Genomic DNA, 21,733 nt, shown 5'->3' with positions numbered 1-21,733 from the left:
GGCTGTAGGAGCCGCGCAACTGGTAGCGGACCCGTTCCCGCACCTCCCGGCTGCCCGCCATCAGATCTTTGACCAATTTGCGCAGGGTCTTCTCCGCGCTGTTGGGGTTATCGGCCGGTTATAGGCGGTTTTGGAGGGCATCTGCTGCTGCTAGCAGGTCAGCTGCCCAACGGGCTCCCGGGCGGCGGCCCATTCTGTCGATCGGGCCCGAGACCGATATGGCCGCCACCACGTTGCCTTGGGCGTCGCGGACCGGGGCTGAGACGCTTGCCACCCCCGACTCCCTTTCCGCCACGCTTTGGGCCCAGCCCCTCCTGCGGACCTCCATGAGAGTTCTCTCGCCGTAGACCGCGTCCGCCACGACCGCTCTTTGGGTTGCGGGGTCCGACCAGGCCGCCAGGACCTTGGCTCCTGAGCCCGCCGTCATCGAGAGGGCCGTTCCCACCGGCACCGTGTCCCGCAGGCCGCTCGGGGGTTCCGCCGTCGCTATGCACAGGCGTTGCATTCCGTCTCTCCTGTAGAGCTGAACGCTTTCTCCCGTGACATCCCTTAACTTGGGCAGGACTGTCGTTGCTGCTTCGAGGAGGGGATCTACCGCTCCCCCCGCCAGTTCCGCCAGGGCCGCTCCTGGGCGCCAGCGTCCGTCCGAGCCCCTTCTCAACAGGCGGTGGACCTCCAGGCCGACTGCTAGTCGGTGCGCCGTTGCTCTTGGCAGCCCCGTACGGCTGCACAATTCGGCTAGGCCGCAAGGCTCGCTGGCCACCGCCTGCAGGACGGCCACCGCCTTGTCCAGTACTCCGATGCCGCTATGCTGTCCCACGTACCGATATTAGCTTCCCGGCATCTGGGAAGTCCACTCTGCGGGAAGGCCCTTTTTCCGGGTCTCGGCAGGCTCGACTGGGAGCAACGATGGGAAAAACGCTCGCGGAGAAGGTTTGGGAAGCGCACATCGTGCGCCGTGGTGAAGGGCACGAGCCAGACCTGCTCTACATCGATCTCCACCTGGTGCACGAGGTCACCAGTCCGCAGGCCTTCGAAGGGCTTCGGTTGGCGGGTCGGCCGGTGCGCCGCCCCGATCTGACGCTGGCCACCGAGGACCACAACGTGCCCACCACCGGGATCGACCTGCCGATCGCCGACCCGGTGTCCCGGACGCAGGTCGACACCTTGCGGAAGAACTGCGAGGAATTCGGCATCCGGCTGCACTCGATGGGCGACGCAGAGCAAGGCATCGTGCACGTCGTCGGGCCGCAGCTCGGCCTGACGCAGCCGGGCACCACCGTGGTCTGCGGCGACAGCCACACCTCGACGCACGGCGCTTTCGGCGCGTTGGCCTTCGGCATCGGCACTTCCGAGGTCGAGCACGTGCTGGCCACCCAGACGCTCCCGCTGAAGCCGTTCAAGACCATGGCCATCAACGTCGAAGGCGCCCTGCGCCCGGGAGTCACCAGCAAGGACGTGATCCTGGCCGTCATCGCGAAGATCGGCACCGGCGGCGGCCAGGGCTACGTCCTGGAGTACCGCGGCGAAGCGATCCGTCAGCTGTCCATGGAAGCCCGCATGACGATCTGCAACATGTCGATCGAGGCGGGCGCGCGGGCCGGCATGATCGCGCCCGACGGAACGACTTTCGACTACCTCCGGGGGCGCCCGCACGCCCCCGAGGGTGACGATTGGGACGCCGCCGTCGAGTACTGGAAGACGCTGTGCACCGACGACGACGCCACATTCGACGCAGAAGTTACGCTGAACGCCGATGAACTGACCCCGTTCGTCACCTGGGGCACCAATCCGGGGCAGGGCCTGCCGCTGGACGAGCAGGTGCCGGACCCGGCGCAGATCGTCGACGAAGGCGAGCGGTTCGCCGCCGAAAAGGCCTTGGCATACATGGGCTTGACCCCTGGGACGCCGCTGCGCGAGGTGTCCGTGGACACCGTGTTCCTCGGCTCCTGCACCAACGGCCGGATCGAGGACCTGCGCACCGCCGCCGAGGTCCTCAAGGGCCGCAAGGTCGCCGCGGACGTGCGGATGCTCGTCGTGCCCGGCTCGATGAAGGTCCGCCAGCAGGCGGAGTCCGAAGGGCTGCACGAGGTTTTCACCGCCGCCGGCGCGGAATGGCGTTCGGCCGGTTGTTCGATGTGCCTGGGCATGAACCCGGACCAGCTGACGCCGGGCGAGCGCAGCGCGTCGACCTCCAACCGCAACTTCGAGGGCAGACAAGGCAAGGGCGGCCGCACCCACCTGGTCTCCCCGCTGGTCGCCGCGGCGACCGCCGTGCGCGGAACCCTTTCCTCCCCCGAAGACCTCGACTGACAGTTTGACTCAGCTCGCGCAGGTGTCCCGGAGCGCAAACTCAGACGCCTCCTCGGGCCGGGATCCCCGGCGGGTGGGCACCGCTGACAGCTCAGGGGTGGTCACCGTGCGTGGGCCAAGCGGCTGCGCCGCTTCAAGGACCAAGACTGACATCCCGCCATCAGGAGCAGTGACGATGGAACCATTCAAGACGCACACCGGGATCGGTGTCCCGCTTCGCCGGTCCAACGTGGACACCGACCAGATCATCCCGGCGGTTTACCTCAAGCGGGTTTCCCGCACCGGCTTCGAGGACGCCCTGTTCGCCGCCTGGCGCGCGGACGAGAACTTCATCCTCAACCACGAGACCTTCCGCAACGGCAGCGTGCTGGTCGCCGGCCCCGACTTCGGCACCGGGTCGTCGCGCGAGCACGCCGTGTGGGCGCTGAAGGACTACGGCTTCAGAGTGGTCATCTCCAGCCGCTTCGCGGACATCTTCCGCGGCAATTCGGGCAAGCAGGGGCTGCTGGCGGCCCAGTGCGAGCAGTCCGATGTGGAGTTGCTGTGGAAGCTCTTGGAGAACGAGCCGGGCACCGCCGTGACGGTCGATCTGGAGCAGCGGACCGTGTACGCCAAGGACCTCACGGTGCCCTTCAGCATCGACGACTACACCCGCTGGCGGTTGCTGGAAGGGCTCGACGACATCGGCCTGACCCTTCGCCACGCCGAGACGATCGACACTTTTGAGCAAGCTCGCCCGAGCTTCAAACCGGCTACCCTGCCCGTTCGGCAGGGCTGATAGAGAAGCCTTCCGGGGTGAGTTTTTCCCGTTGTGAAAGGAAAAACTCACCCTCCGGGGGATAACTGAACAGTTGCTCCAGGAGCCCCGCGGACCCCGTTTCCCGGACGCGAATGCCCACGCCCCAACGAAAAAAAGAGGCGTGGCGAATGGCATTTGTTTGTCCGGGGCTTTACCGTTGACATTGAGTCGGCCCAACGGGGCCGTTGTTGTGTCCTGGGAGGGACTGAAGTGAACAAGGCCCAACTCATCGAGGCTCTGGCAGAACGCCTCGGAGACAAGAAGACCGCCAGCCAGGCTGTGGAAAGCGTTGTGGACATCATCGTCCGCAACGTCAACAAAGGCGAGAAGGTCAACATCACCGGCTTCGGGGTTTTCGAGAAGCGGGCCCGCGCCGCGCGCACCGCTCGAAACCCGCGCACTGGTGAGAGCGTGAAGGTCAAGAAGACCAACGTGCCCGCTTTCCGCGCCGGCACCCAGTTCAAGGAAGTCGTGGGCGGACAGCGGAAACTGCCGCGCGTTTCCGCTGCCAAGGCGGCCACCACCCGTGGTGCCACCACCAAGACCGCGGGCGCCACCAAGGTCGCTGCTGGTACTCGCGCCAAGGCCACCACCACCCGGGCGGCCGCGACGAAGACCACGACCCGCGCCACCACCGCCAACAAGGCGGCCCCGAAGCGGACCGCCACCAAGGCGACCGCTGCGAAGGCGACCCCTGCGAAGGCGACCCCTGCGAAGCGGGCGACGACGGCCAAGGCCACCACCACGAAGACCGCGGCCAAGACGACCCGTCCGGCTACCAAGAAGGCGACGACGACGCGCAAGTCCACGAAGAAGTGACCGCTCACTTCCGCAGCGAGCACAAGTGGACCGAGCGGGCGGCGAGGTAACCCCTACGTGGGTTACGAGCCGCCCGCTCACGGCGTTCGCCTGGTCGCCCGGTCATCGCCCTGACGTCAGGCGATGACCGGAAACGGCCGTGAGAAGGCCGCGACCGCCGGATCTCCGGCGGTCGCGCGGAAGTTGCCCGTGGGCGACGCGCAACGCTCACACGGCGGGATCAGCGCCGGAGGGCGCCCGTCCAGCACCTCGGCGCGCGTGGTGCGGTGCGGGCGCGGTCGTCAGCTGGAGCCGGGGCGTCGGCGGATCACCTCGCCGGCACCGAAATTCGTCGACGCATCCGTCTCCCTGGCGGGACCTGGTCTGTTCTCCGAAGCGGCGCAGCCGCTTGACCCTCCTTCGCAGCTTGCACCGCCGCGGGTTCTCAGGCTGTGCCCATCCGGTCGGGATTCTTGACGAGACCAGTCCCCAGCGTGGTGAATTGGCATTCTTGAGTCGGGGATCCGCCGAAACCAGATGGGCGCCTGAGGCCCCGCCATCCGCACCGCTATGCAAGAGGAGTCCGAAGGGCCTTCTCAGGCGAGCGGATCCGCGAGGTAGTCGGCTGCGGCCAGCCGCAACGCCGGACCACTCCCGTTGCTGGAATACTGGTCCCCGCTGAACGTCAGCGTCCACACGCTGCCCTTGCGGCTGGCCACCTCGCCGAGCGGCAACCCGGCGGAATCGGCCAGCCGCGCCACCAGATCCGGGATGACGCCGCCCTGGCTGCACACCACCGCGGGGCCCGCACCGGCCGCCACCCGCAGCATCAGGTTGACGGCCGTGTCCGGATCTCCCAGATAGCCCTCTTCGGAAAACAGTGGTTCGGTGGCAATCCCGATTCCGAAGTCTTCGGCGATCGGCGTCACCGTTTGTTCGCAGCGCAGTCGCGGTGCGGAATAGATCCGGGCCGGGCCGAACAATCGCAACAGCGAATGCAATGCATCGCGCTGTTGCCGTCCCGCTTCGGTGAGTGGCCGAAGGGTGTCGTCGCCAGCCCATTCGGAGCGTTTGCCCGCTTTCGCGTGCCGGACCAGCAACACGGTCGCGGACTCGGTCGGCAACTCCTCGAATGCATCGAGCACGCCGACGTCGTGCGGATAGCTCAGCCAGCCCCGTGCCTGGTCGGTACGCAGCCAGCGCAGTTCGTCCACTTCGTCGTTCGGCGCGAAGACCCCGTAACCCGCCCGCGCGGTGAAGTAGTCGACGACCTTCGGCGCTCGGCCGCCGTCGGATTCCGGCACCGAGTAGTTCACCCGCGTCAGGAAACGCGACAACACGCAGGAAAACCCGGTCTCCTCGGACACCTCGCGGACCGCCGCGTGCGCGGAGAGCTCGCCGGGGTCGAGCTTGCCCTTCGGCAGCGACCAATCGTCGTAGCGGGGCCGATGCACCAACGCCACTTCGGGGCCGTCGCCACCATCGCGCCAAAGCACCGCACCGGCCGCACGGACCGGGGCAGGCGGTGCGTCGACTGGTCCGGCGTCGATTCCGCCGGGCGCCGGCTGGTCCTCGGTCACGTTCATCTTCCTCAGGACACCTTGGCGCCGTGCAGGCGCAGCATTTCGGCTTGGTGATCGCGAACTTGCTCTCCACTGCGCGGCGACGCCTCCCAGTCGCCCTTCGCGTTGAGCACCCAGCAGCGCGTGGCCGGGTGCAGCGTCGAATCCAGCATCGCGTCGAGCTGCCCGGTGAGCTTGGTGTCGGTGACCTGCACCTGGGTTTCGATCCGCCGGTCCAGGTTGCGGTGCATCATGTCGGCGCTGCCGATCCAGTGCTCGTCGATGCCGATGAAGTGGAACACCCGGGAATGCTCCAGGAAGCGCCCCAGGATCGAGCGTACCTCGATGTTCTCGCTCAGTCCCTCCACGCCGGCCTTAAGCGAGCAGATCCCGCGCACCACCACGCGCACCGGCACACCGGCCAGCGAAGCCCGGTACAGGGCGTCGATGATCTGCTCGTCGACCAGCGAGTTCACCTTCATCCTGATGCCGCACGGCAAACCGTGCCGGGCGCTGTCGATCTCGGCCTCCACGCGCTCCACGATGCCGTTTCGGATGCCCTGCGGCGACACCAGAATCCGGCGGTACTTGCCGTGCCGGGCGTAGCCGGTGAGCACGTTGAACAGGTCGGTGAGGTCGGCGCCGATCTCCGGGGAGGCCGTCAGCAGGCCCAGATCCTCGTACATCCGCGCGGTCTTCGGGTTGTAGTTGCCGGTGCCCAGGTGGCAGTAGCGGCGGATCGTGGAACCCTCCTGGCGCACCACGAGCGCGGTCTTGCAGTGCGTCTTCAACCCCATCAGGCCGTAGACGACGTGCACCCCGGCGCGCTCCAGGGTCCGCGCCCACTGGATGTTGGCCTGCTCGTCGAACCGCGCCTTCAACTCCACCAGCGCCACCACCTGCTTGCCCGCTTCGGCGGCGTCGATGAGGGCGTTGACGATGGGGGAATCACCGGAAGTCCGGTACAGCGTCTGCTTGATGGCCAGCACGTGCGGATCGGCCGCGGCCTGCTCGATGAACCGCTGCACCGACGTGGAGAACGAGTCGTAGGGGTGGTGCACCAGCACGTCGCCCTCGCGCAGCGTGGAGAAGATGCTCTTTGGCGTCTGCCCCTCGGCGAACGCCGGGTGCGTCGCGGGCACGAACGGCGACTCCTTGAGGTCCGGGCGCTGCAACCGGTCCAACTGGAACAGGCAGGACAGGTCCAGCAGTCCCTTGACCTCCACCACGTCGTGCTGGTCGACTTCCAGCTCGCGCAGCAGGAGTTCCAGCATGTTCTCGCTCATCGTGTCGGTCACTTCAAGCCGCACCGGCGGCCCGAAGCGGCGGCGCGCGAGTTCCCGCTCCATCGCCTGCAGCAGGTCTTCGTCGCGGTCCTCCTCGACCTCCAGGTCCGCGTTGCGGGTGACGCGGAAGATGTGGTGCTCGGCGACCCGCATCCCGGGGAACAACTTCTCCAGGTGCGCGGCGATGAGTTCCTCCAGCGGCAGGAACGTGGCGCGCTCGTTCTCCCGGTCGGATTCGACGCGGATCAGCCGCGGCACGTTGTCCGGCACCTTGACGCGCGCGAAGCGCCGCAGCCCGGCGTCCGGGTCGGCGACGGTGACCGCGAGGTTCAGCGACAGCCCCGAGATGTACGGGAAGGGGTGCGCCGGGTCGACCGCCAGCGGCGTGAGGACCGGGAAGATGTGGTCCTCGAAGTAGCGGCTCAGCTTGGCCTGGTCGTCGTTGCCAAGCTCGGACCAGCGCAGGATCCGGATGCCGTGCGCCTCCAGCTCCGGCAGCAGGTCGTCGAGGAAGACCCGGCCCTGCGTCTCCACCAGGTCCTGGTTGCGGGCGGAGATCCGGACCAGCTGCTCGTGCGGGGTGAGTCCGTCGGCGCTGCGCACCGAAAGGCCGGTTTCCTCGCGGCGCTTCAGCCCGGCGACCCGCACCATGTAGAACTCGTCCAGGTTGGACGCGAAGATCGCGAGGAACTTGGCGCGTTCGAGCACCGGCTGCGACCGGTCCTCGGCGATGGCCAGTACCCGCGCGTTGAAATCCAGCCAGGACAGTTCGCGATTGAGGTAGCGGTCCTCGGGCAGGTCGGTGGCGGCAGCCGCGCGGGTCACCGCGGGCGGGGCAGCCGGAACCCGGGCACCGTCGGAGCTCGTGGCCTGGGCGGCCTCCGGGATGGCAGCGGTGCTCGCCGCCGGTACGTCGGGCGCGACGGGATTGCCGGCGCCGCGAGCGGGGCGCGGCATCCGGCGCGCGGACCGGCCGTTGGGGGTTCGCTTGCCGGGCTGCTTCGGGACCCTGTCGGTGCTCACCAGCCCATTGTCACTCATCAGGGCGTTGTGAATCGACCTCTGAGTGGCCGTGTGACGTTCGCGGTCTTGGGGTGAACATTCCCGTTCGGGTCCTTGAACACCCTGCGGGCGAGCGTTGCTCAGGAGATCCGGCGGGCGGTGTTCGGGCCGAGCCCGAGCGTCATCGCGACGGCCAGATCGGCCTCGGTGTCCACGTCGCAGCGCAGCGAGTCCCACCCGCCCAGGAGCGACTTCGCCCCGGACCCGGCGTGCGCGTCGGCGGAGCCGGGCCCGAAGCGGGGGGTGAGCGGTTGGCCGGGCGCGGCCAGCAGCAGCGTGGTGCCGGTGCCTTGCCGGTCGGGGCAGAACGCGCGATCGTCCCCGGCGGCGCTGATGGCGGCGGCGAGGTCGTCGGGCCGCAGGGCCGGCAGATCCGCCTGCAACGCCCCGACTCGCGATGTGCCGGTCCGCTGCCGCAGCTGGGCGTCGCCGTGCCGCAGCGCGGCGTTCAGCCCGGTGGCAGGGGTGTCCGGGAGCACCTCGACTCCCTCGGCGGCGAACGCCTCGGTGAGCGTCGGGTCGGAGGTCACCACCACGATTCCGGCGACGCTCGGCGCCTGGCGCGCGGCGGTCACTGTGTCCAATGCCACGGCTGTTACCAGGTCGGCGTGCGCGGCCGGCCGGCGCGCCCCCCGGTCGGCGGCACCGAGCAGCCGCGACTTCGCCAGGTGCAACGGCTTGATCGGCACGATGAGGAACAACCCTGCGGTCACGAGAGCCATTCTGCCGCCGCGCGGCCCGGGTGCGGCACCGCATTCGGTTCGGCCGTGCGGGATGTCCGGTCGCCCGGCCCGGCAGGTAACTTGTCGGGGCGCTTGCGACCAGTTGAAGGAGATCCCGTGGCGGAACCGAAGAGCCTCCGGCGCCAGCGGAGGCAGACCAGCGAAAAGGCGCAGGGTGTGGGCAAGTTCTGGCTCGGGCTCGCCCGCGGGGTCTTCTACCCGCTGACCGCGGTGCTGGCCCGCACCGAGGTGAGGGGGATCGAGCGCATCCCCGCCGAGGGGCCCGCGTTGCTGGTGTTCAACCACGTCTCGCACCTGGACCCGATCTTCGATGCCGTGACCGTGCACCGCGCCGGCCGGGTGCCGCGGTTCCTCGCGAAGAACACGCTCTGGAACGCGCCGGTGCTCAAGAGCGTCCTGGTCGGCGTCGAGCAGATCCCGGTCTACCGCGGCACTGCCGACGCGCAGAGGAGCCTGCAGGACGCGCACGACGCCCTGCAGGGCGGCAAGACGATCGTGATCTACCCGGATGGCACCATCACCAAGGACCCGGACGGCTGGCCGATGACGCCGAAGGTCGGGGTGGCGCGGCTGGCACTGGCGCACGACATCCCGGTGATCCCGGCGGCCCGCTGGGGCACCCGGGACATCTACGACCACTACGAGAAGAAGTTCCGGCCGTTCCCGCGCAAGACCGTGCGAATCGCCTTCGGCGAGCCGCTGGACCTGTCGGCCTACCGCGGCATGGAGCACGACACGCACGCGCTGCGGGAGGTCACGCATCTGGTGATGACGCGCGTGCGGGATCTGCTCGGCGAGATCCGCGGCGAGCAGCCGCCGGCCGAGTTCTACAGCTCCGCCCGCAAGAGCCGGGGTGACGATGGCGAGGCCTGAGCGGATCACGGTCCTCGGCGCTGGTTCCTGGGGCACCACGTTCGCGAAGGTGCTCGCCGACGCGGGCAACGACGTCGTCCTGTGGGCGCGGCGCGCGGAGATCGCCAAGGCTATCAACGAAACCCGCAGAAACCCCGCGTACCTACCGGACACCCAGCTCCCTCCGACGTTGTGCGCCACCGACGACGCGGCCGAAGCCGTACACGGCGCGGGCGCGGTGGTGCTCGCGGTGCCCAGCCAGACGCTGCGCGAGAACCTGGCCGGGTGGCAGCCCCTGCTGCCGCCGGAAGCGACGCTGGTGAGCCTGGCCAAGGGCGTGGAGCTGAGCACGTTGAAGCGGATGAGCGAGGTTGTCGGCGAGGTCGCCGACGTGCCGATGGAGCACGTCGCGGTCGTCTCCGGGCCCAACCTGGCCAAGGAGATCGCCGCCGAGCAACCGACCGCAACCGTGGTGGCGTGCCCGGACCACGACCGCGCCGTCGCGCTGCAGCACGCCTGCTCGACGCCGTACTTCCGGCCCTACACCAACACGGACCTCGTCGGCATCGAGATCGCCGGGGCGTGCAAGAACGTGATCGCGCTCGCGTGCGGGATAGCCGCCGGGTTGGGGTTCGGGCACAACACGATGTCCTCGCTGATCACCCGCGGCCTCGCCGAGACGACTCGGCTCGGTGTCGCGCTGGGCGCCGACCCGATGACGTTCGCGGGCCTCGCGGGGCTGGGCGACCTGGTCGCCACCGCCATGTCGCCGCTGTCGCGCAACCGGACGTTCGGCGAGCGGCTGGGACGCGGCGAAACCATGGCGCAGGCGCAGGAGGCGGCGCACGGGCAGGTTTCCGAGGGCGTGAAATCGTGCTCGTCGATCCGGCAGCTGGCGGCGCGGCACGGCGTCGAGATGCCGATCACGGACGTGGTGCACCGGGTCTGCCACGAGGGACTCGCACCCGCACCGGCGGCCGCCGAACTGCTCGGCCGCGAACGCAAATCCGAGTGAACTCGCGCGAGGTCGCATTGTGCGCGGCCGTCTTCGAAACCGCCCCGCACGCGAGCGGGCGTCGTCGCGGATCCTCGGCGACGCTTGAACGTGCGTGTTCCGGGGACGAGGTTCCCGGACCGCCGGTGTAGAACGCGCTTGAGGTCGGGCTCGGACGCGCACCGCAGCAAGAGGCAGGAGAGTTGTGACCACATCGGATCTTGGCGACGGCACGCGCTGCGTGCGCGGTGGGCACCCGGAACCGGTTGGCGGGACGCCGCTGCTGCCGGGTCCGGTCTTCGCCGCGCCGTTCCACCTGGGGGAGGACGTCCAGGGCAGCGATTTCTACGGCCGGGCGGGCAATCCCACCTGGCGGGCGCTGGAGTCGGCCATCGGCGACCTTGATGGCGGCCACTGCGTCCTGCTGCCGTCCGGCATGGCGGCGATCAGCACCTTGCTGCGCGCGGTGCTGGGCCCCGGCGACGCGGTGGTCCTGCCCAGCGACGGGTACTACGCGACTCGCCAGTTCGTGAGCGACGAGCTGGGCGAGATGGGCCTGGACGTCCGGGAGATCGACACGCCGGGCCCCTGGCACGACGACGTGTTCGCCGGGGTTCGCCTGGTGCTTCTGGAAACCCCGTCGAACCCAGGGCTGGACGTGTGCGACATCGCGGAGCTCGCCGACCGCGCGCACGCCGCGGGTGCGTTGCTGGCGGTGGACAACACCACGGCGACGCCGCTCGGGCAGCGACCGCTGGAGCTGGGCGCGGACATCGTGGTGGCCAGCGACACCAAGGCGCTGTCCGGGCACAGCGACATCCTGATGGGGCACGTTTCGCTCCGCGACGAGGAGCTGGCGCAGCGGCTCGTTCGGGCGCGGACGCTGTCCGGCTCGATCCCCGGCCCGTTCGAGACCTGGCTGGCGCACCGCAGCATGGGCACGCTGGACCTGCGGTTGGCGCGGCAGGCCGAGAACGCCGCCGCGCTCGTCGAGCAGTTGCGCGGGCACCCGGCGGTTTCCGGGCTGCGCTGGCCCGGCCTGCCTGGTGATCCGTCGCACGATCTCGCACAGCGGCAGATGCGCCGCTGGGGCGGGGTGTTCCGGTTCGAGCTGGCGGATGCGGCGGCGGTCGACGAGTTCGTCCGGCGCAGCGAGCTGGTCGTGGCGGCGACGAGTTTCGGCGGCCTGCACAGCACGGTCGACCGCCGGGCCCAGTGGGGCGACCCGGTGCCGGAGGGCTTCGTCCGGTTCTCCGCGGGCTGCGAAGATCCCGCGGACCTGGTCGCGGACGTCCTGCAGGCCCTCGCCTAACCCCCCGTGGGTTCCGGCGAATGTCCACAGTGTCCAGCGTGGCGGGGAGGCGGCGATCTCGCTGGTGCCCCGGGAAGCCGCCCCGCCCAGCTGCCCGGGACCTGGCCCTGTTGCGGCCGGGGCGCTTCGACCGGGCGGTCGCGGTGCTGCCGCCGGACGGCGACGTCCGCAAGGCCATCCTCGAGTACCACCCCAAGGACCGCCCGGTCGCCGCGTCGGACAACGGCTCGCGCAACCTCCCGCTGGCGGTATGGGCGCTGGTCTCCCGCGGGCGCTGGTGGATCTTCGGCCTGCTGATTCCGGTGGCCGTCCTGACCAGCGTGGCCAACCTCGCCGGAGGGGCCACGGCCGTCGCGGTCCACGTCGTGGGAGCGGTGTTAGCCGCGGCGGGCGGTCGGCGCCGCGGCTGAGGTGCTGGCGGTGGCGGCGCCCCTCGGCCCCGGCGGCTTCGGCCTGGCGTTCTGGCTGACGGCGATCGCCTACTTCGCCGGCCACCGGGTCTCCAATTCGAGGCTCAAGCGAGCCATGAAGGTCCCCAATGCCGAACGGGAAGCCTAACGACGCAACGTCGTGACGGCCCAAGCCCCCGCCGCCCGACCGGCGAACGCCAGGCCGCCGGAGGCCGCCCGGACCTGAGGCCCCGCCAAAGCGCCAGGTGTGGCGTCGCGCCAAGGTGTGAGATCTTGCGGGTTCGAGTTGACGTGAGGACCGAGGACTGGTTCAGTTCACGGCGTGTTGTTGCGTGCTATGACTGATCGACGGGGTCACATCGACCTGCGCCGCGTCGCCAGCGCGCTCTGTCTGTGTTCTTCGTGTTGATCGTTCTCCCGCAATTCCCGGGTTTTCCGGCGTGCCCGTGCGCGCGCTGACGGCCCCGGGGCTCATCACGATCCCGAAGGACAACCGCCGTGTTCGCCGTTCCTCCGAATACCGTTGCCGCGCCTGCCGATCTCACCATCGCGCATCCGGTCCGCATCGCCCGTGAACTCGCCGCCGACCGCGGCTCGTGGACGCACCTGCTGCGCTACGACCCGGACCAGCGTTGGTCCGGGGCGATCATGCGCACCGAGAGCTACGAGGCGTGGCTGCTGAGCTGGCTGCCCGGCCAGCGCACCGATCTGCACGACCACGGCGGTGCCACCGGCGCCTTCACCGTGGTCACCGGCACCCTGACCGAGCGCGTCGTCCAACGCGGTGGCACCGAGGTGCTGCACCCGCTGGTCGCGGGCCAGTCCCGCGTCTTCGGCCCGAACTACGTGCACCAGGTGCACAACAATGGCTCGGACCCGGCGGTGAGCATCCACGTCTATCGGCCCACCCGTGCCCGGATGACCCTCTACATCAACGACCCCGTCACCGGCCTCCGCAAGGAGTGACCGACACGCAGTTTCAATTAAGACTGCGGATCCCGGGTACCGTCGGGATTCGGCGGGCCGCCGCATGCGGCGGAGTTGCTGGGCGGCCGTGGCCCGATCCAGGGGACCGTCCCTTTCGACCAGTCGGCGGGCGACCGAGTCCAGCAGCGACACTGATTTGTTGTCGCCGTACCTGAATTTCGCCGTCACCGGCTCGACGTGCAGACCCACACCGCGCAATCCCTTGAGCATCCGGTGGAACGGGCCGTCGTGCGCGGCGATCTCGGCAATCCCGCCAGGACAGCTGGAAATGCTTCACCTGGCGGTTGCAGCAGGGCGGCCATGGCGGCCGGGTCGTCCACCAGCTCCGCTTCGTCCGAGAGCTGCACGTTGGCGTAGTGGCTCGTCGGCACGCCCGCGCTGGTCAGGGTGTCGCCCTCGACCCGTGACGGGCCGGGGATGTAGGCGTAGACGTCCACAATCGACAGCGCGCAGCGCGGATCGTGTTCCAGCGTGCGCCAGATCGGGGGCGCGAGGTGCAGCAGGACCCGGTGCGCGAAGCCAGATCTGGCCGTAACTCCCGGAGCACCGGGTACGCGGGCGCGGCTTCTTCCAGCTCCACGATGCTCATGCCGGGTGCACGCGTTCGCCGACGTGCGACGGAACCTCGAATCCCGATGGGAGGTCCGCCGACGGTTCCGGCGCGCCCCAGTGCGTTCGCAGCGGGAGCACCCCGGCCCAGGCCTTGGCCTCCTCGACGTCCTCAGCGTCGTCGTTGGGCCCGCCGTTTCGGATCTTCACCGCCGCCTCGGCGAGGTCGACGGCGATGACCGCCGTCGCAGCCAGCTCCCGCTTGTTCGGCTGCCGCGCGTGCTCCCACGAACCGGGCGCGAGCTGCTCGGTGATCACTCGCAGCGCCTGCAGCTTCTCGTCGGCGTCGGTGACGTCCCTGGCACGTCCGTGGATCATCGCGGAGCGGAAGTTCACGGAGTGGTGGAACAGCGAGCGCGCGTAGACGATCCCGTCGAGGTGCGTGACCGTGACGCAGACCTCGACGCCTTCGGCTGCCTCCCGCAGGCTGCGTGCACCGGTCGAACCGTGCACGTAGAGCGTGTCGCCACTGCGGCCGTAACCGGTGGGCAGCACGCGGGGCGAGCCGTCGATCAGCAGCCCGAGGTGGCAGATCAGGCCTTCGTCCAGCGTGGCGTGCAGGTCGTTGCGCTCGGTGCGGGCCCGCGCGCTGCCGCGGCGGATGGTGGACCGGTCCGTGGTAGAGAGCTGTCGGGTCACGTTGAACAGGATCTTTCAGCAAGTGGCATTATCGAAGTGCCAATCAGGGAGAATTTTGAAATGCCACATGCCGTGCCCGCGGCCAGCTCGCCGCTGCTGGAGTTGGCCATCGAGCTGCACCGAAACGACGACCGCCGACCGCTCGCCGTGCAGCTCGCCGACGCGCTGCGGCATGCGGCGACGAAAGGGCAGCTCCGCGGCGGCGACCGCCTGCCGTCCACGCGCGCGCTCGCACGTCACCTCGCGGTGAGCCGCACCGTCACAGCCGCCGCCTACGAGCAGCTGCACGCCGAGGGCTGGATCGCTGGTCGGCGCGGCTCAGGCACCTACGTCACCACCAGCCCGCCCGGCTCTCGGACCGAGGCCGCCGCAGGAGCCAAGCACGGCGAAAGCCGGCCGGACGAACCGGTGGTCGTGCTGACGCCCGGCGTGCCGTGGGTGGAGGGCGTCGACCGGGCGGCGTGGCGCCGGGCCTGGCGCGCGGCGGCCGACACCGGGCCCGATTCCAGGCCGCATCGTGCCGGGGCGATCGAGTACCGCGAAGCCATCGTCGAGCACCTGCTGCGGCACCGCGGTCTGGTCGTCGGCGGGCTGACGGTGGAGAACGTGCTGGCCACTGCCGGCACCACGTCGGCCGTTTTCGAGCTGGCATCCGCGGTGCTGCGCCGTGGCGCGACGGTCGCGGTGGAGGAGCCCGGCTACCAGCGAGCGGTTGGAGCGCTGCGGTCGGCGGGCGTGCGGGTGGTGCCGGCTCCGGTCGACCACGCGGGAATCGTGGTCGATGCCATTCCGCGCGGCGTGCAGGCGGTCTACTGCTCGCCCGCGCACCAATACCCGATCGGCGGCAGGCTGCCCGCGGAGCGCCGGATCGCCATGGTGGAGCGGGCGCGTGCCGAGGGCTGGCTGATCATCGAGGACGACTACGACGGCGAGCTCCGCTACGACGTGGCGCCGCTGCCGGTGCTCGCGTCGATGGCCCCGGACGTCGTCGTGCACCTGGGCACGACAAGCAAGATCCTCACCCCGACACTGGGAGTGGGCTGGATGCTGGCACCAGACAAGGTTGCCGCTTTGATGCTGCGGCACCGGGATCTCACCGGCACCAGCCCGGCCCCGGCGGGGCAGCGCGTGCTGGTGGAACTCGCGCGCCACGGCGACCTGGGGCGCCACCTGAGGCGGCTGCGGCGAGAACTTTCGCAGCGCCGGGCGCTCGTGGTGGACAAGCTCGCCGCCGAGGGCGTCGAGGTGTTCGGGGACCGGGCCGGGGCGCACGTGGTGCTGCCGCTGCCGGACGCGGAGACCGAGCAGCGGGTGGTCGCGGCGGCCGCCGAACGCGGCCTGGTGCTAGACGGGCTGCGACGCCACCACTGCGGTCCGCAGCAGTGGTTCGGGTTGGCGCTCGGCTACGCCGCGTGCTCGCGCAGCGAACTGGAACGAGCGCTGCCGATCCTTGCCCAGCGCTGCGGCGAGAGGTGACGCACTTCGCCAGGTCAGGCGCTTGTCGGGCGGGACTGGCTTGCGCCGTTGCGGGTTGTCGAGCCGGAGATCACGCGCATTCCGCGTCCAGGTCTGCAACCAAGCCTTTGTGAAACGACCTCCGGACGCGGCAGGTATGGTCCGGCGCATGACACAGCGCAAGACCCGGGTGGCCGTCGTCTTCGGCGGACGCAGCACCGAGCACGGCATCTCCTGCGTGTCCGCCGGTAGCGTTCTCGCGCACCTGGACCGGGACCGCTTCGAGATCCTGCCGGTCGGCATCACCCGCGAGGGCGCTTGGGTGCTGGGCACCGACGACCCGAAGCAGCTGGAGATCCGGGACCGCCAGGCACCCGAGGTCGCGGCGAACACGGCCATCGCGCTGCCCGGCGACCCCACCCGCCGCGAGCTGGTGCTGCTGGAGCCGGGCCGGGGCGGCGAGGTGCTGTCGTCGGTCGACGTGGTGTTCCCGGTACTGCACGGCGCGTTCGGCGAGGACGGCACCATCCAGGGGCTGCTGGAGATGGCCGACTTGCCCTACGTCGGTCCGGGCGTGCTCTCAAGCGCCGCGTCGATGGACAAGGAGTACACCAAGAAGCTGCTCGCCGCGGAGGGCTTGGAGGTGGGGCGCTACGAAGTGCTGCGCCGCCACCAGGTCACGCTGGACGACGCGCAGCGCGAGCGGCTCGGGCTGCCGGTGTTCGTCAAGCCGGCGCGGGCCGGGTCGTCGCTGGGCATCACCAAGGTCGACGACTGGGCCGAGTTGGACGCGGCGATCGCCGAGGCGCGGCGCACCGACCCGAAGGTGATCATCGAGTCGGCGGTGGTGGGCCGCGAGATCGAGTGCGGCGTGCTGGAGTTCCCGGACGGCCGGATCGAGGCCTCGCAGCCCGCCGAACTCCGGGTGACCGGCGATTCCGACTGGTACGACTACGAATCCAAGTACCTCGACGACGTCACCGAGTTCGACATCCCGGCCAAGATCGGTGACGACGCGATCGAGGAGCTGCGCGATTGCGCGGTGCGCGCCTTCCGCGCCCTGGAGTGCCAGGGCTTGGCGCGGGTCGACTTCTTCCTCGCCGAGGACGGCCGGCTGGTCGTCAACGAGGTCAACACGATGCCGGGCTTCACGGCGATCTCGCTCTACCCGCGGATGTGGGCGCACACGGGCATCGACTACCCGTCCCTGCTGACCACCCTGATCGAAACGGCGATCACCCGAGGCACCGGCCTCCGCTAACGAAAGATCGAAGCGAACGGCCTGTTCACCACCCCAGAAGGCGCAAGCGGGCCGTTCGCTCCAGGGCCTCGAAGAACCTCGCCCTCAACTCTCCAGAAACCACGATCCCCGCAACTCCCTGAAATCCAGGGTGTTGCGGGGATCGCTAGAACCCGCCGACGCGAACGGGCCATTCACTTGCGAGCAGTCCCCGTTCGCGGGCGCTGGTCAGGGGAAGACCGGTTGCTTGGGAAGGGTGTTGCGGAGGATGTTGGAGAGGTCCTGGAGGGGGCCGGTTCCGGTGCCCTCCGCAGCGGTGACCGCGACGTACACCGGGCGGTCGACCGCCAGCCACGACGTGTCGCCACCTTGGTTGATCTCCAGCCAGCTGACGCCGGAGACTTCCACCAGCTGCGCCGTCGGCGTCAGTTCCGCGGGTGCGTCGATGCCGCAGCGCACCGTCAGCGGGTCGTGCTTCGCATCTCCCCATGCGACTGCTGCGGCCGGCGCAGGCTCCGCTAGCGCGCGGCGCGGTACGAGCTCGCCGCCTACGGCGAGCTCGCTCGGCAGCGCCGCGAGCACCGTCGCGCACTCCTGCGACGACGCCTTCGGCGCCGGGACCGCAGCGAGCGGAAGCGGCCCGCTTCGCCGGGCCGCTTCCGCTTCCGCTGCAGCTTTTTGCGCCTGGTGCTCGCCAAACCAGCCGTATGCGCCGATACCGGCGACCGCTAGGGCGAGGAGTGCGCCGAGCGTGATCGCCACGATCAACACCGGCCGGGGCATTCCGGGCGCTGATTGGTGAACCACGTCGTCCACTACAGCACGGCCGTTGCCGGGTGTGGTCACCGGCCCGGGGCCATGCTCCTACCGGGTGCGGGCTGCCCACCCGCGGGTCGTCAGAGGTGCACTACAGGACAGGTGAGGGTCCGGGTGATGCCTTCGACATTCTGGATCTTGGCGACCACCATCTTGCCGAGTTGGTCGACGTTGTCCGCTTCGGCGCGCACGATCACGTCGTACGGACCGGTGACGTCCTCGGCGCTGATGACGCCAGGTGAGCCGGCGATCTCGTTGGCGACCGCGGCGGCCTTGCCGACTTCGGTCTGGATGAGGATGTATGCCTGAACCACGGCGTGCCCCTTCGTCTTGCCGATGTGCTCGGGGTAGGAAACTGGCAGAAAGCTACCCCATTGGACCGAGCGGATGCTCAAGGAAGGCAGGTCCCAGTTGGGTTCTGATTCGTCGCAGGACGCACAGACCGTTTCCCAGTTGGGTGAGTTCGGTCTCATCGATCGGGTGACTGCCGGGCGACCGCAGTCACTGGGCACGTTACTAGGGCCCGGGGACGACGCCGCCGTCCTGACCGCCCCGGACGGCCGCGTGGTGGCCACCACCGACGTGCTGGTGGAGCAGGTGCACTTCCGTTTCGACTGGTCGACACCGCACCAGGTCGGCCGCAAGGCGGTCGCGGTGAACCTGTCGGACATCGCCGCGATGGGCGCTGTGCCCACCGGCCTGCTGGTGGGCCTGGCCTGCTCACCGGACCTGCCGACGAGCGTGGCCGACGAGCTCCTCGGGGGCATGTGGGAAGAAGCACAGCAGGTCGGGATCGGCATCATCGGCGGCGACATGGTGTCGGCGACCTCACTGACGATCTCGATCACAGCGCTGGGCGACCTGCAGGGCCGCGAGCCGGTGACGCGGTCGGGCGCACGGCCCGGCGACGTGCTCGCGGTGGCCGGGCGGCTCGGCTGGTCGGCGGCCGGTCTGGCCGTGCTGGGGCGGGGTTTCCGCTCGCCGGTCGCGGTCGTCGGCGCGCACCGCGTCCCGGAGCCGCCCTACGCGGCAGGACCGCAGGCGGCCGTCGCCGGCGCGACGTCCATGGTGGACACCTCGGATGGGCTGCTGGCCGATCTCGGGCACATCGCCGCGGCGTCGCAGGTGGCCATCGACATCCGCGCCGAGCAGGTTGAGGTGCCGCAGCGGCTGAACGAGGTCGCCTCCGCGCTGGGCGCGGACGCCCGCCACTGGGTGCTCACCGGCGGCGAGGACCAGGCGCTGGTGGCGACGTTCCCGCCGGGGCGGCCACTGCCGGAAGGCTGGCGCGCGATCGGGGTCGTTGCCGAGGGCTGCGGGGTCACGGTGGACGGCGGCGAGTACGAGGGCTCGGCGGGCTGGGAACACTGGCGCTAGGCCGAGACGCGAAGAACCCCGATGCGCCGCAGCACATCGGGGTTCTTCGCGTCTCGGACGTCAGTTCGTCGCCGCTGCCGATGTGGCAGGTGCGTCCTGCATCAGCGGCTTGTTCGCCGTCTCCTTCATCAGCATGATCGGCACCAGCGCCACCAGAGCCGCGCCCATCAAGTAGAAGGCCGGGAACATGGTGTTGCCGGTCGAGGTGACCACGGCGTCGTTGACCAGCGGTGCGGTTCCGCCGAAGGCCGCCGTGGAGATGTTGTAGCCGATGCAGAAGGCCGCGTAGCGGACCTTCGTCGGGAACATCGCCGGGAGCGTCGCCGCCAGCGGCCCGATCAGCTGCACGTGCCCGATCGCGAGCAGGCCCAACCCCAGGATCGTGGTCAGCACGGTGCCCTGGGAAATCAGCAAGAACGCCGGGATCGGCAGCACGATGAAGCAGATCGCCGCGGACAGGAACAGCGGCTTGCGGCCGATCCGGTCCGACAGGGCGCCCACCGGAGTGATGATCACCAGCATGAACACGACGGTGAGCAGCAGTGGGATCAGCACCTGGTACTCTTGGCCGTCCGGCACGTGGAGCGCGTCCCCGAGGTAGGTCTCCATGTAGGTCAGGATTGTGTAGTTGGCGACGTTGATCAGAACCACGATGCCCATCAGGATCAGCAGCTGCCGCCACCATTGCTTGATCAGGTCCTTCAGCGGCGACTTAGCGACCTGGTGGGTCGCTTCCAGGTTCTTGAACGCCGGGGTGTCCTCCAGCTTGCTCCGCAGGTAGAGGCCGACGGCGCCGAGCGGACCGGCGATCAGGAACGGAATGCGCCAACCCCAGCTTTCCATTGAGGCGCTGTCCAAATTCAAGATCATGATCGTCGGCACCAATGCGCCGAATCCGAATCCGACAAGGGTGCCGAATTCCAGCCAGCTTCCCCAGAAGCCGCGGCGGCGGTCCGGCGCGAACTCGGCGATGTAGGTCGCGGCGCCGCCGTATTCGCCGCCGGTGGAAAAGCCCTGCAACAGCCGGCACAGCAGCAACAGCATCGGAGCGAAGATGCCGATGGTCCCGTAGGTGGGCAGCAGACCGATGACGAACGTCGAGCCGGACATCAGCAGGATCGTCACCGCCAGCACCTTCTGCCTGCCGATCCGGTCGCCCAGCGGCCCGAAGAACAGGCTGCCCAGCGGCCGGAACAGGAAGGAGATGGCGAAGACGCCGAAGGCCGAGACGGTCTCCAGTGGGCCGGGGAAGAACTGGTGGCCAACGTATGCGGCCACATACGCATATACGCCGAAGTCGTACCACTCCGTGCAGTTGCCGATTGCCGCTGCGCTGACCGCGCGGCGGAGCAGGGATCGCTGCTCGGCTGATGTTTCGGCTGTTTCCTGCGAAGTCATGAGTTTTCGGCCCACCTCCGGGTCATGCCATCGGCCCCCATGGTCATTCGAACTCCGGTGAACCTAGCCGAGCGACCTAGGGGAGGCCACCAAAAGACCGGGATCGCGTTATTCCGATGTTATTTCCTTTATGCAAAACGTGACCGATCGGACGGCCTGCGCGTTGTGCCGCGGAGTTGCTGGTTTGACAGCCCGATTTGCTGGATGACGGGCGAAAATGATGCTTTCGTGTGACAGCGGAATACGGGTGTGTGCGATATCGCGCGATGTATTACTTCGTTCGAGTGTGACTTGCAACACGTTGACTGACTTGCGGTCGATCTTGGGGCTGTCGTGAGGTCGATCTCTGTCGGTCGCTAGGGTGCTCGCATGACCGCACGTCCGCTGCATGAGCTCGTGGAGGCCGGGTGGGCGAAAGCCCTGGAACCGGTCGCCGATCAGATCAAGAAGATGGGCGAGTTCCTGCGCACCGAGGTCAACGAGGGCAGGACGTACCTACCCGCCCCGGAGAACGTACTCCGCGCCTTCCAGCAGCCGTTCCACGACGTGCGGGTGCTGATCGTCGGTCAAGATCCGTACCCGACGCCCGGGCACCCGGTCGGCCTGAGCTTCTCCGTTGCGCCCGGCGTCGCGCCGCCACGCAGCCTGGTCAACATCTACCGCGAGTACACCGAGGACCTCGGCCACCCCAAGCCCTCCAGCGGAGACCTCACGCCGTGGACCGAGCGCGGCGTGCTGCTGCTCAACAGGTCGTTGACGGTCCGGCCCGGCAAGCCCGGCTCGCACCGCGGCAAGGGCTGGGAGGAGGTCACCGCACAGGCGATCCGCGCGCTGGCCGCCCGGGACGAGCCGCTGGTGGCGGTCCTGTGGGGGCGTGACGCCCGCGACCTTCGCCCGCTGATGCCCGGAGTGGAGTGCGTCGAGTCGCCGCACCCCAGCCCGATGTCGGCGGACCGCGGCTTCTTCGGCTCCCGCCCGTTCAGCCGGGTCAATGAGATCCTCGCCCGCCGCGGTACCGAGCCCGTGGACTGGAAGCTGCCGTAGCCGGTCCGCGACCCGTTCTGCCTGGTCGTGGCGTATG

Annotated in this window: 22 protein-coding genes; 13 read left to right on the top strand and 9 right to left on the bottom strand. The window is 69.2% G+C overall.

The genetic code is table 11. The features are described 5' to 3' along the window. Nucleotides 1-118 precede the first annotated feature (118 nt). The gene (locus ACWDKQ_RS18205; RefSeq protein ID WP_450139906.1) at nt 119-820 is read right to left on the bottom strand and encodes an IclR family transcriptional regulator; all 702 of its coding nucleotides are present in this window, start codon (nt 818-820) and stop codon (nt 119-121) included. 89 nt (nt 821-909) lie between these two features. On the opposite strand from ACWDKQ_RS18205, the gene leuC reads away from it, so the two are divergent. The 3 genes from leuC to ACWDKQ_RS18190 all read left to right on the top strand — a co-directional run bounded on the left by leuC (nt 910) and on the right by ACWDKQ_RS18190 (nt 3,931). Beyond that, the gene (gene leuC, locus ACWDKQ_RS18200) at nt 910-2,313 is read left to right on the top strand and encodes a 3-isopropylmalate dehydratase large subunit (protein WP_450139905.1); all 1,404 of its coding nucleotides are present in this window, start codon (nt 910-912) and stop codon (nt 2,311-2,313) included. Nucleotides 2,314-2,488: 175 nt separating this feature from the next. Next, a complete protein-coding gene (gene leuD, locus ACWDKQ_RS18195) occupies nt 2,489-3,091 on the top strand; it encodes a 3-isopropylmalate dehydratase small subunit (protein ID WP_450139904.1) in 603 nt (200 codons plus the stop codon). Nucleotides 3,092-3,322: 231 nt separating this feature from the next. After that, nucleotides 3,323-3,931 carry an HU family DNA-binding protein gene (locus ACWDKQ_RS18190; RefSeq protein ID WP_450139903.1) on the top strand — a complete coding sequence of 203 codons (609 nt, stop codon included), beginning with the start codon at nt 3,323-3,325 and terminating at the stop codon, nt 3,929-3,931. A gap of 575 nt (nt 3,932-4,506) precedes the next feature. Here ACWDKQ_RS18190 and ACWDKQ_RS18185 read toward each other — a convergent pair. From ACWDKQ_RS18185 to cofC, 3 genes are all read right to left on the bottom strand, one after another. Then, entirely contained in the window at nt 4,507-5,496 is a 990-nt protein-coding gene (locus ACWDKQ_RS18185; RefSeq protein ID WP_450139902.1) for an NUDIX hydrolase, read from the bottom strand. A 5-nt stretch (nt 5,497-5,501) separates the two neighbouring features. Continuing rightward, entirely contained in the window at nt 5,502-7,799 is a 2,298-nt protein-coding gene (locus ACWDKQ_RS18180) for an RNA degradosome polyphosphate kinase (RefSeq protein WP_450139901.1), read from the bottom strand. A 101-nt stretch (nt 7,800-7,900) separates the two neighbouring features. Continuing rightward, on the bottom strand, nt 7,901-8,533 hold the full coding sequence (cofC, locus tag ACWDKQ_RS18175; RefSeq protein WP_450139900.1) for a 2-phospho-L-lactate guanylyltransferase: 633 nt from the start codon (nt 8,531-8,533) through the stop codon (nt 7,901-7,903). A gap of 126 nt (nt 8,534-8,659) precedes the next feature. On the opposite strand from cofC, the gene ACWDKQ_RS18170 reads away from it, so the two are divergent. The 6 genes from ACWDKQ_RS18170 to ACWDKQ_RS18145 all read left to right on the top strand — a co-directional run bounded on the left by ACWDKQ_RS18170 (nt 8,660) and on the right by ACWDKQ_RS18145 (nt 13,097). Further along, entirely contained in the window at nt 8,660-9,436 is a 777-nt protein-coding gene (locus ACWDKQ_RS18170) for a lysophospholipid acyltransferase family protein (protein ID WP_450139899.1), read from the top strand. After that, the gene (locus ACWDKQ_RS18165; RefSeq protein ID WP_450139898.1) at nt 9,423-10,430 is read left to right on the top strand and encodes an NAD(P)H-dependent glycerol-3-phosphate dehydrogenase; all 1,008 of its coding nucleotides are present in this window, start codon (nt 9,423-9,425) and stop codon (nt 10,428-10,430) included. Before ACWDKQ_RS18170 ends, ACWDKQ_RS18165 begins: the two co-directional genes overlap by 14 nt. Before the next feature lie 184 nt (nt 10,431-10,614). Further along, nucleotides 10,615-11,721 carry a cystathionine gamma-lyase gene (locus tag ACWDKQ_RS18160; protein WP_450139897.1) on the top strand — a complete coding sequence of 369 codons (1,107 nt, stop codon included), beginning with the start codon at nt 10,615-10,617 and terminating at the stop codon, nt 11,719-11,721. 20 nt (nt 11,722-11,741) lie between these two features. Continuing rightward, the gene (locus ACWDKQ_RS18155) at nt 11,742-12,131 is read left to right on the top strand and encodes a hypothetical protein (RefSeq protein ID WP_450139896.1); all 390 of its coding nucleotides are present in this window, start codon (nt 11,742-11,744) and stop codon (nt 12,129-12,131) included. A 10-nt stretch (nt 12,132-12,141) separates the two neighbouring features. Then, a complete protein-coding gene (locus ACWDKQ_RS18150; RefSeq protein ID WP_450139895.1) occupies nt 12,142-12,279 on the top strand; it encodes a hypothetical protein in 138 nt (45 codons plus the stop codon). A gap of 350 nt (nt 12,280-12,629) precedes the next feature. After that, on the top strand, nt 12,630-13,097 hold the full coding sequence (locus ACWDKQ_RS18145; RefSeq protein ID WP_450139894.1) for a cysteine dioxygenase: 468 nt from the start codon (nt 12,630-12,632) through the stop codon (nt 13,095-13,097). 185 nt (nt 13,098-13,282) lie between these two features. Here ACWDKQ_RS18145 and ACWDKQ_RS18140 read toward each other — a convergent pair whose 3' ends face one another. Both ACWDKQ_RS18140 and ACWDKQ_RS18135 read right to left on the bottom strand, forming a co-directional pair. Beyond that, nucleotides 13,283-13,618: an FMN-binding negative transcriptional regulator gene (locus tag ACWDKQ_RS18140; protein ID WP_450139909.1), complete on the bottom strand. Its 336-nt coding sequence runs from the start codon at nt 13,616-13,618 to the stop codon at nt 13,283-13,285. Nucleotides 13,619-13,703: 85 nt separating this feature from the next. Beyond that, on the bottom strand, nt 13,704-14,366 hold the full coding sequence (locus ACWDKQ_RS18135) for a pyridoxamine 5'-phosphate oxidase family protein (protein WP_450139893.1): 663 nt from the start codon (nt 14,364-14,366) through the stop codon (nt 13,704-13,706). A gap of 60 nt (nt 14,367-14,426) precedes the next feature. On the opposite strand from ACWDKQ_RS18135, the gene pdxR reads away from it, so the two are divergent. Together pdxR and ACWDKQ_RS18125 are read left to right on the top strand one after the other, a co-directional pair. Beyond that, nucleotides 14,427-15,842 carry a MocR-like pyridoxine biosynthesis transcription factor PdxR gene (gene pdxR / locus ACWDKQ_RS18130; protein ID WP_450139892.1) on the top strand — a complete coding sequence of 472 codons (1,416 nt, stop codon included), beginning with the start codon at nt 14,427-14,429 and terminating at the stop codon, nt 15,840-15,842. A 148-nt stretch (nt 15,843-15,990) separates the two neighbouring features. Further along, complete coding sequence (locus ACWDKQ_RS18125; RefSeq protein ID WP_450139891.1) at nt 15,991-17,082, top strand: D-alanine--D-alanine ligase family protein; 1,092 nt, start codon at nt 15,991-15,993, stop codon at nt 17,080-17,082. A gap of 207 nt (nt 17,083-17,289) precedes the next feature. Here ACWDKQ_RS18125 and ACWDKQ_RS18120 read toward each other — a convergent pair whose 3' ends face one another. Together ACWDKQ_RS18120 and ACWDKQ_RS18115 are read right to left on the bottom strand one after the other, a co-directional pair. After that, complete coding sequence (locus ACWDKQ_RS18120) at nt 17,290-17,907, bottom strand: DUF3515 domain-containing protein (RefSeq protein WP_450139890.1); 618 nt, start codon at nt 17,905-17,907, stop codon at nt 17,290-17,292. 50 nt (nt 17,908-17,957) lie between these two features. Next, nucleotides 17,958-18,191 carry an Lrp/AsnC family transcriptional regulator gene (locus ACWDKQ_RS18115; RefSeq protein WP_450139889.1) on the bottom strand — a complete coding sequence of 78 codons (234 nt, stop codon included), beginning with the start codon at nt 18,189-18,191 and terminating at the stop codon, nt 17,958-17,960. A 73-nt stretch (nt 18,192-18,264) separates the two neighbouring features. Between ACWDKQ_RS18115 and ACWDKQ_RS18110 the strand changes: the two genes are divergently transcribed. Beyond that, nucleotides 18,265-19,254, top strand: a complete 990-nt coding sequence (locus ACWDKQ_RS18110; protein WP_450139888.1) for a thiamine-phosphate kinase — start codon at nt 18,265-18,267, stop codon at nt 19,252-19,254. A gap of 60 nt (nt 19,255-19,314) precedes the next feature. Here the strand turns inward: ACWDKQ_RS18110 and ACWDKQ_RS18105 are convergent, their stop codons facing one another. After that, entirely contained in the window at nt 19,315-20,652 is a 1,338-nt protein-coding gene (locus tag ACWDKQ_RS18105) for an MFS transporter (protein WP_450139887.1), read from the bottom strand. A 369-nt stretch (nt 20,653-21,021) separates the two neighbouring features. Between ACWDKQ_RS18105 and ACWDKQ_RS18100 the strand changes: the two genes are divergently transcribed. After that, entirely contained in the window at nt 21,022-21,696 is a 675-nt protein-coding gene (locus tag ACWDKQ_RS18100; RefSeq protein WP_450139886.1) for a uracil-DNA glycosylase, read from the top strand. The last annotated feature ends 37 nt before the right edge of the window (nt 21,697-21,733 follow it).

It is taken from the genome of Saccharopolyspora sp. NPDC000995 (assembly GCF_053599315.1).
This window is presented reverse-complemented; position numbering and strand designations above follow the sequence as displayed.